Genomic DNA, 6,929 nt, shown 5'->3' on the forward strand with positions numbered 1-6,929 from the left:
CGGAGCCGCGATGTCCGACTCCTCGCTCTACTCCGACCGACTCGACGGCGAGACCACCGAAAACCTGTGGGTGTTCGTCGGCATCCTCGGCACCGCGCTCGCGGCGGCCGTCTGGCCCACCGGTGGCGGCCCGGCGGTGGTGGCCGGCCTCACCGCACTTGTCGAGGTCAACATCCGCACGCCTGACCCGTGGGACAAGGGTTCCGAGGCGTGGAACGACATGAGCGACGTGTTCGAGCAGTGCAAGGCGAGGCTGACGCGGGCGCGCGGTGACGTCGACACCTACTGGGCCGATCAGGGCGCCGAGGCGTTCAAGGCGTTCCTGGAAACACGCATCGAGCCCGCGCTCGACGCGATCGCGCAGGCGGCGAGCAACGTCCGGAACATGTGCGACGACATGTGGTGGGGTCTGACGACGAACCTGGTCAGCTACCTCAGTGTCACGGGCGCGGCGCTGGTGGCGGCCGGCGTGGCCTACCTCTCCGGCCCCTACACACCGGCCGTGCAGTGGACGATCGTCGGAGCCTGGGCGGCGTTCGCCATCACGACGCTCACCGCCGTGCTGACCTTTGTGCAGCAGGTGTGGACGGCTGGGCGATGACCGATCAGCTCAACGGGCGCCTCGCCCGGATCGCCGAGGCGCAGGAAGCGGTCTACGAGGGCACTGACGACACGGGCACCGTGGTGGTCAGAGCCACCGGCGCCGGCCGGGTCGAAGACGTCTACCTCAGCCCGCAGGCGGTGCGCGACCTCGACGCGCAGGCCCTCGGTGCAGCGTGCGTGACAGCCGTGGCCGACGCGAGGATGATCGCCGCCCAGGCGCTCGCCGCAACGATCGCCGAGGTCTCCGGGCAACCCGCTCCGGTCGACGTTCCCGCATCGGTTCCGCAGACGTACGATCCGGCGTCGGCCGCCGAGGCCCTGCGCGCCGTCGCCCGGAGGGCCGGATGAACCCCGATGCCCTGTCGGCGATCCGTCGTGACATCGCCGCCGCGATGGAGTCCGCGGCAGATTTTGTCGAGCGGCCGGCGAGCGAGCACTATCAGGCCGCGGCCGGCGACGGCGCGGTGATCGCCACCGTCGGAGTGGGCGGTCAGCTGCTCGACGTACGGATCACGCCGCAGGCCCGGCGTGGAGTGGACAACCTCACCCTCGGCGAGCACGTACGCGATGCGATTCGCGCGGCCGAGGCCGAAGCCGAGCAGGCCCGCACGGCCCTGCTCGGGTCGCTGACCATCGGTGGCCGCTCGGTCGCCGACATCCTGGCCGACCCGGGGGCCGGTCTGCCCGGCACCGTTCGACCGCGGCGGCAGCGATGACTCCCGCGCAGCGCGCCGTGGTCACCATGGTGTCCGTCCTGGTCGCGATCATCGCCGTGTCGGGTGTGGTCTGGCTGCTCGCCGGCGGCGAACGGCCCACCGGCGGCGCCTTCGTGACCGCCGGCTGGATTCTCCTGGCCCTACTGGCCGCCTTCGGGGCGGTGGTGTTCTACCTCGGGCGTCGACGCCGGCGCTGACCAGCAGCGCGCCGCACGCCGGGATGCCGGCGGCCGGCTCACACCGTGGGATCTGCGGTAGCAACGACCGACAGCGTTGTCCTAGACTCGATCGCACAACTGCATACCTCATCCAGAGGGGCTGAGGGATACGGCCCGACGACGCCCCGGCAACCACCCCGCGCGCTCACCGCTGAGCGACCGGCGGGGCAGGTGCCAATTCCGTCCCCGCCGCACCGTGCGATGCGGGGAAAGATGAGAGGACCCTCGACATGACGTCGACGCTCGTCGCCTCCGGCATCGACACCTCCGCCAGCCCCGCCCGCGCCCTGGTCTGCCGTGCCTGCTCGGCCCGCTACCCGCTCGCCGCCCAGCACGCCTGTTACGAGTGTTTCGGCCCGCTGGAGGTCGACTACGACACCGCCGCACTGGCCACCGTCACCCGCGAGCAGATCGAGGCCGGCCCAAAGAACATCTGGCGGTACGCCGCACTGCTCCCCGCCGGTCAGGACCCGGCCAGCCGGGTCACCCTGGACCCGGGGTTGACCCCACTGGTGGCGGCCCCGCACCTCGCCGCCGAGCTGGGCATCACCGCGCCGCTCTGGGTCAAGGACGACAGCGCCAACCCCACCCACTCGTTCAAGGACCGGGTCGTCTCGGTGGCGCTCACCGCGGCCAAGGCGCTCGGCTTCACCCGGTTCGCCTGCGCGTCGACCGGCAACCTGGCCAACTCGGTGGCCGCCCACGCCGCCCGCGCCGGGGTGCCCTCGGTGGTCTTCATCCCCAGCGACCTGGAGCAGGGCAAGGTCATCACCACCGCTGTCTACGGCGGCGAACTGGTCGCCATCGACGGCTCGTACGACGATGTCAACCGGCTCTGCGGCGAGCTGGTGGAGACCGACGAATTCGAGGACACCGCGTTCGTCAACGTGAACGTCCGGCCGTACTACGCGGAGGGCTCCAAGACCCTCGGCTACGAGGTGGCCGAGCAGCTCGGCTGGCGGATCCCGGCGCAGGTGGTCATTCCGATGGCCAGCGGCGAGCTGCTCACCAAGATTGACAAGGCGTTCTCCGAGCTGGTGGAGATCGGCCTGGTCGAGGCGCCGGCCGGCGGCTGGAAGGTCTTCGGTGCGCAGTCCGCCGGCTGCAACCCGATCGCCACCGCCCTGCACGCCGAAACCGACACGATCGTCCCGGTCAAGCCGACCGGCATCGCCAAGTCACTCAACATCGGCGACCCGGCGGCCGGCCTCTACGCCCTGGAGGCGGTCCGCCGCACCGGTGGCTGGATGGAGTACGCCGACGACGACGAGATCCGGGCCGGCATCCGCGATCTCGCCCGTACCACCGGGGTCTTCGCCGAAACCGCAGGCGGGGTCACCGTGGCCGTGTTGCGCAAGCTGGTCGAATCCGGTCGGCTCGACCCGACGGCCGAGACCGTCGTGTTCAACACCGGTGAGGGTCTGAAGACCATCGACGCGGTGGCCGGCCAGGTCGGGCCGACCCACCACATCAAGCCCTCGCTGCGCGCCGCCCGGGATGCCGGCCTGCTCGGCTGATCCGCCGGCCGGCGCTCGGCGGCCAACCGGGTGGGGGATGGGCGGCCAGCCGGTTGGGGGAGCAGACGGATCCGCCGGGTAACTGGCTTTTCGCAGTGAGTGTGGAAAACCCGCCGCTACGGACTTGACGGCAGGAACCGGACGGCGCAAGATGCTCCGTGCGGGAGGGCATTTCGCCGAAGACTTTTGAAGTTCTTGCGACCCAACGCCGGAGGCGTTGTGCGAGTGTCCCTCCCGACCACGTTCGATCGGGCCAGCGATTAATTCGCTGGCCCGATCGCTTTTCCCGGGTGCACGCTCACCGGCATGAGCATCACGATCGCGTCGTTCGACGGCGCTGACCGGGCGTCGGTCGACGAGGCGTACCGGATCGGGTCGGCGGCCAACGACGCCGACCTGCCGGACTTCCCGCCCTCCTGCCGGCGCCGCTTCGACGCGCTGTTCCACACGCCGATGCCCGGCACGACGTCACTCTGGGCGCTGGCCCGACTGGACGGCGTGCCGGCCGGTTACCTCCAACTGGACCTGCCCGAGCTCGACAACACCGACAACGCCACCGCCGAGCTGCTGGTGCATCCCGAGCTGCGGCGCCGGGGAGTCGGCCGGGCCCTGCACGAGTACGGGGTGCGCCTGCTCCGCGAGCACGGCCGCAAGCGGGTGGTGGCCATGGCCGTCTCCGCGCTGCCCGACGGCCCCGCCCGAAGCGTGGCCGGCGACGCGTTCGCCACCGCGATCGGAGCCCAGCCCGCCCTCACCGAGGTGCGTCGGCGGCTCGACGTCAACAAGATCGACCGGGTTGCGCTGCGAGCGGCGCTCGCCGAGGCCCGCCCGCTGGCCGAGGGCTACCAGTCGGTCTGCTGGCAGGGGGCGACCCCGCAGGAGTACGTCGCCGACATCGCCTACCTCGACGGCCGGCTGCTGATGGACGCGCCCATGGGCGACGTGCAGTGGGAGCCGGAGCAGGTGGACGCCGAACGCATCCGCGGCAACGAACGGGCGCTGGACGCCCGTGGCCGGCGGCGCTACCACCTCGGGATGCGGCACGAGGCGTCCGGCCGGCTGGTCGCCTGGACGCTGCTCGATGTGGGCGCCTCCACCGACTGGCACGCGTACCAGCAGATCACCATCGTCGACCCGGCCCACCGTGGGCACCGTCTCGGCCTCATCGCCAAGGCGGAGAACCTGCACCACCTGCTCACCCACGAACCAGCGGTCCAGGTGATCGACACCTGGAACGCGGCCAGCAACAGCTACATGGTGGCGATCAACGAGCAGCTCGGCTTCCGCCCGGTTGACTCCTGGACCAACTGGCAGCTCACCCTCTGACAGGTCTCGGCGCTACTGCTCGCGGGCCTGGCTCAGGCATGCGTCGCTGTCGGGCATTCGCGCTGCTGCTCGCGGGCCTGGCTCAGGCATGCGTCGCTGTCGGGCATTCGCGCTACTGATCGCGGGCCTGGCTCAGGCATGCGTCGCTGTCGGGCATTCGCGCTACTGATCGCGGGCCTGGCTCAGGCATGATGGCGGGCATGACGGAGACCCCGCATCCCCTGTACGACAGGCACGCCGACACCCTCAACCGTGCGCTGACCGCGATCACGGAACGGGGCTACTGGTCCGCCTACCCTGAATCCCCCAGCCCCCGGGTGTACGGCGAAACCGCCGCCGCCGACGGGAAGGCCGCCTTCGAGGCGTACCTCGGTGGTGATTTTCCGCTCGACCAGCCCGGCAGCGGCGTTCGGGTCGCCACCGAGACGAGCCCGTTCGGGGTGGAGCTGGCGGTGCGTTACCCGCACGCCAGTACCGGCGAGCTGGTCAGCGCCGCCTCCGCCGCGTTGCCGGCCTGGCGCGACGCCGGCCCGCAGGCCCGGGTGGGCGTCTGCCTGGAGATCCTCGACCGACTGCACAAGCACATCTTCGAGCTGGCCAACGCGGTGCAGTTCACCAGCGGGCAGGCATTCGTAATGGCCTTCCAGGCCGGTGGCGCGCACGCGCTGGACCGGGCGCTGGAAGCGCTGGCGTACGGGTACGCCGAGATGACCCGGCACCCGGGCACGGCGGGCTGGGAGAAGGCCGCCGGCAAGGGTGACCCGCTGCGGATGACCAAGACGTTCCACGTGGTCCCGCGTGGGGTGGCGCTGGTGATCGGCTGCAACACCTTCCCGACCTGGAACTCGTACCCCGGGCTGTTCGCCTCGCTGGTCACCGGCAACCCGGTGATCGTCAAGCCGCACCCGCGCGCGGTGCTGCCGCTGGCCATCACCGTGAAGTACGCCCGGGAGGTGCTCGCGGAGGCCGGCTTCGACCCGAACCTGGTCCTGCTGGCCGCCGAGGCGCCCGGCGAGAAGCTCGCCAGCGATCTGGCCCTGCACCAGTCCGTCAAGATCGTCGACTTCACCGGTTCCACCGAGTACGGCGACTGGCTGGAGACGCACGCCCGGCAGGCTTCGGTCTACACCGAGAAGGCCGGCCTGAACACGATCGTCATCGACTCCACCGACGACTTCGCCGGCATGTGCCGCAACCTCGGGTTCACGCTGACCCTCTACAGCGGGCAGATGTGCACCACCTCGCAGAACATCCTCATCCCGGCCGGCGGCATCGAGACCGACCAGGGGCACAAGAGCTTCGACGAGGTGGCCGGCGGGATCGCCGGCGCGGTTGGCAAGCTCACCGCCGACCCGGCCCGGGGCGTCGAGCTGACCGGCGCCATCGTCAACGACGGGGTGCTGGAACGGCTGGCCGAGGTGACCAAGGTCGGCGAGCTGGTGCTGGAGTCGCGGACCGTGGCCCACCCGTCGTACGTCGACGCGGTGGTGCGTACCCCGACCATCGTGAAGCTGACCGCGGACGACGCGGAGACGTACGGCCGGGAGTGGTTCGGGCCGATCTCGTTCGCCATCGCGACCGACTCCACAGCGCACAGCCTGGAACTGCTGCGCCGGACGGTCGGCGAGAAGGGCGCGCTCACCGCCGGGGTCTACTCGACCGACGAGGCCGTGCTGGACGCGACCGAGGCGGTGGCGGTCGAGGTCGGGGTGCACCTGTCCTGCAACCTCACCGGCGGTGTCTTCGTCAACCAGTCGGCGGCGTTCTCCGACTTCCACGGCAGCGGGGCCAACGCGGCGGCCAACTCGGCGCTGACGGACGGGGCGTACGTGGGCAACCGGTTCCGGATCGTGCAGTCTCGGCGGCACGTCTGATCCTCGGTCGCGGGTGGGGTTTCCGGGACGGCCGTTCCTCGCGGTTGGGGTTTCCGGGATGGCCGTTCCTTGCGGTTGGGGGTTTCCGGGGCAGCCCGCCCCGCTCCGGGCGGTCAGGCTTGATCCCTGCGCGGGTCGGGCTGCCCCGGAAACCCGCCGTGGGCACGGTGGTCGTCGACGGGTCCGGGTCCGGAGCCCTGCCTCACCACTGCATGATCGTGCTCGATCCAGGATGTCAACACCGTTGCGTTAGCGCTGTGGCCGGCGGGTCAACCCGTGCTGGAGAAGGGGCTCCTGGCCGATCACCGTAGGTGGAGCGAGAAGATCGCGCCGACCAGCGGTTGCGGTTGTCGACATGGGCGGAATGCACCGTGTGTCGGGACACGAAGTGCACGGTCGCGGAGCAGGGGCAGTGCGGGCGCGCGTCGATCATGCACTTGTGGTGCCCGGTTTAGCAGGTTACGGGCGTTTTGTTGCCCACCACAACTGCATGATCGGCGAGGTGGCGCCGGTTGACGAACAGCCGTTCCGCCTAACGCAATGGCGTTGTCCAGGATGTAGGGGCCTCCCGCTGGTGGATTACCACTGGATCCTGGTTGCAGCACGATCATGGCCATCGGCGCGCGGCGGGCCGCGCCGGCGCGGGCCATCGGCGCGCCGCGCCGGCGCGGCGGG

7 protein-coding genes and 1 riboswitch are annotated in these 6,929 nt (G+C 70.7%); all 7 genes read left to right on the top strand.

The features are described from left to right. The first annotated feature begins 10 nt into the window (after positions 1-10). Positions 11-601, top strand: a complete 591-nt coding sequence (locus tag ABZU52_RS01950; protein ID WP_354969220.1) for a hypothetical protein — start codon at positions 11-13, stop codon at positions 599-601. Next, positions 598-951, top strand: coding sequence for a YbaB/EbfC family nucleoid-associated protein (locus ABZU52_RS01955; RefSeq protein WP_354969221.1), 354 nt, complete (start codon positions 598-600; stop codon positions 949-951). Before ABZU52_RS01950 ends, ABZU52_RS01955 begins: the two co-directional genes overlap by 4 nt. Then, complete coding sequence (locus ABZU52_RS01960; RefSeq protein ID WP_354969222.1) at positions 948-1,319, top strand: YbaB/EbfC family nucleoid-associated protein; 372 nt, start codon at positions 948-950, stop codon at positions 1,317-1,319. Before ABZU52_RS01955 ends, ABZU52_RS01960 begins: the two co-directional genes overlap by 4 nt. Then, positions 1,316-1,516: a hypothetical protein gene (locus ABZU52_RS01965; protein ID WP_354969223.1), complete on the top strand. Its 201-nt coding sequence runs from the start codon at positions 1,316-1,318 to the stop codon at positions 1,514-1,516. Before ABZU52_RS01960 ends, ABZU52_RS01965 begins: the two co-directional genes overlap by 4 nt. Before the next feature lie 105 nt (positions 1,517-1,621). Further along, positions 1,622-1,757: riboswitch (SAM riboswitch) on the top strand. A gap of 10 nt (positions 1,758-1,767) precedes the next feature. Then, positions 1,768-3,054, top strand: a complete 1,287-nt coding sequence (thrC, locus tag ABZU52_RS01970; RefSeq protein WP_354969224.1) for a threonine synthase — start codon at positions 1,768-1,770, stop codon at positions 3,052-3,054. 306 nt (positions 3,055-3,360) lie between these two features. Next, positions 3,361-4,380, top strand: a complete 1,020-nt coding sequence (locus tag ABZU52_RS01975; RefSeq protein ID WP_354969225.1) for a GNAT family N-acetyltransferase — start codon at positions 3,361-3,363, stop codon at positions 4,378-4,380. Positions 4,381-4,580: 200 nt separating this feature from the next. Further along, positions 4,581-6,254, top strand: coding sequence for a phenylacetic acid degradation protein PaaN (paaN, locus tag ABZU52_RS01980; RefSeq protein ID WP_354969226.1), 1,674 nt, complete (start codon positions 4,581-4,583; stop codon positions 6,252-6,254). Positions 6,255-6,929: the final 675 nt, after the last annotated feature.

The organism is Micromonospora sp. NPDC005220, assembly GCF_040607895.1.
Taxonomy (GTDB): domain Bacteria; phylum Actinomycetota; class Actinomycetes; order Mycobacteriales; family Micromonosporaceae; genus Micromonospora.

Excerpts from the sequence above, each read along its gene's own strand:
- ABZU52_RS01950 (WP_354969220.1), top strand. The coding sequence starts at position 11 with ATGTCCGACTCCTCGCTCTACTCCGACCGACTCGACGGCGAGACCACC.
- ABZU52_RS01955 (WP_354969221.1), top strand. The coding sequence starts at position 598 with ATGACCGATCAGCTCAACGGGCGCCTCGCCCGGATCGCCGAGGCGCAG.
- ABZU52_RS01960 (WP_354969222.1), top strand. The coding sequence starts at position 948 with ATGAACCCCGATGCCCTGTCGGCGATCCGTCGTGACATCGCCGCCGCG.
- ABZU52_RS01965 (WP_354969223.1), top strand. The coding sequence starts at position 1,316 with ATGACTCCCGCGCAGCGCGCCGTGGTCACCATGGTGTCCGTCCTGGTC.
- thrC (WP_354969224.1), top strand. The coding sequence starts at position 1,768 with ATGACGTCGACGCTCGTCGCCTCCGGCATCGACACCTCCGCCAGCCCC.
- ABZU52_RS01975 (WP_354969225.1), top strand. The coding sequence starts at position 3,361 with ATGAGCATCACGATCGCGTCGTTCGACGGCGCTGACCGGGCGTCGGTC.
- paaN (WP_354969226.1), top strand. The coding sequence starts at position 4,581 with ATGACGGAGACCCCGCATCCCCTGTACGACAGGCACGCCGACACCCTC.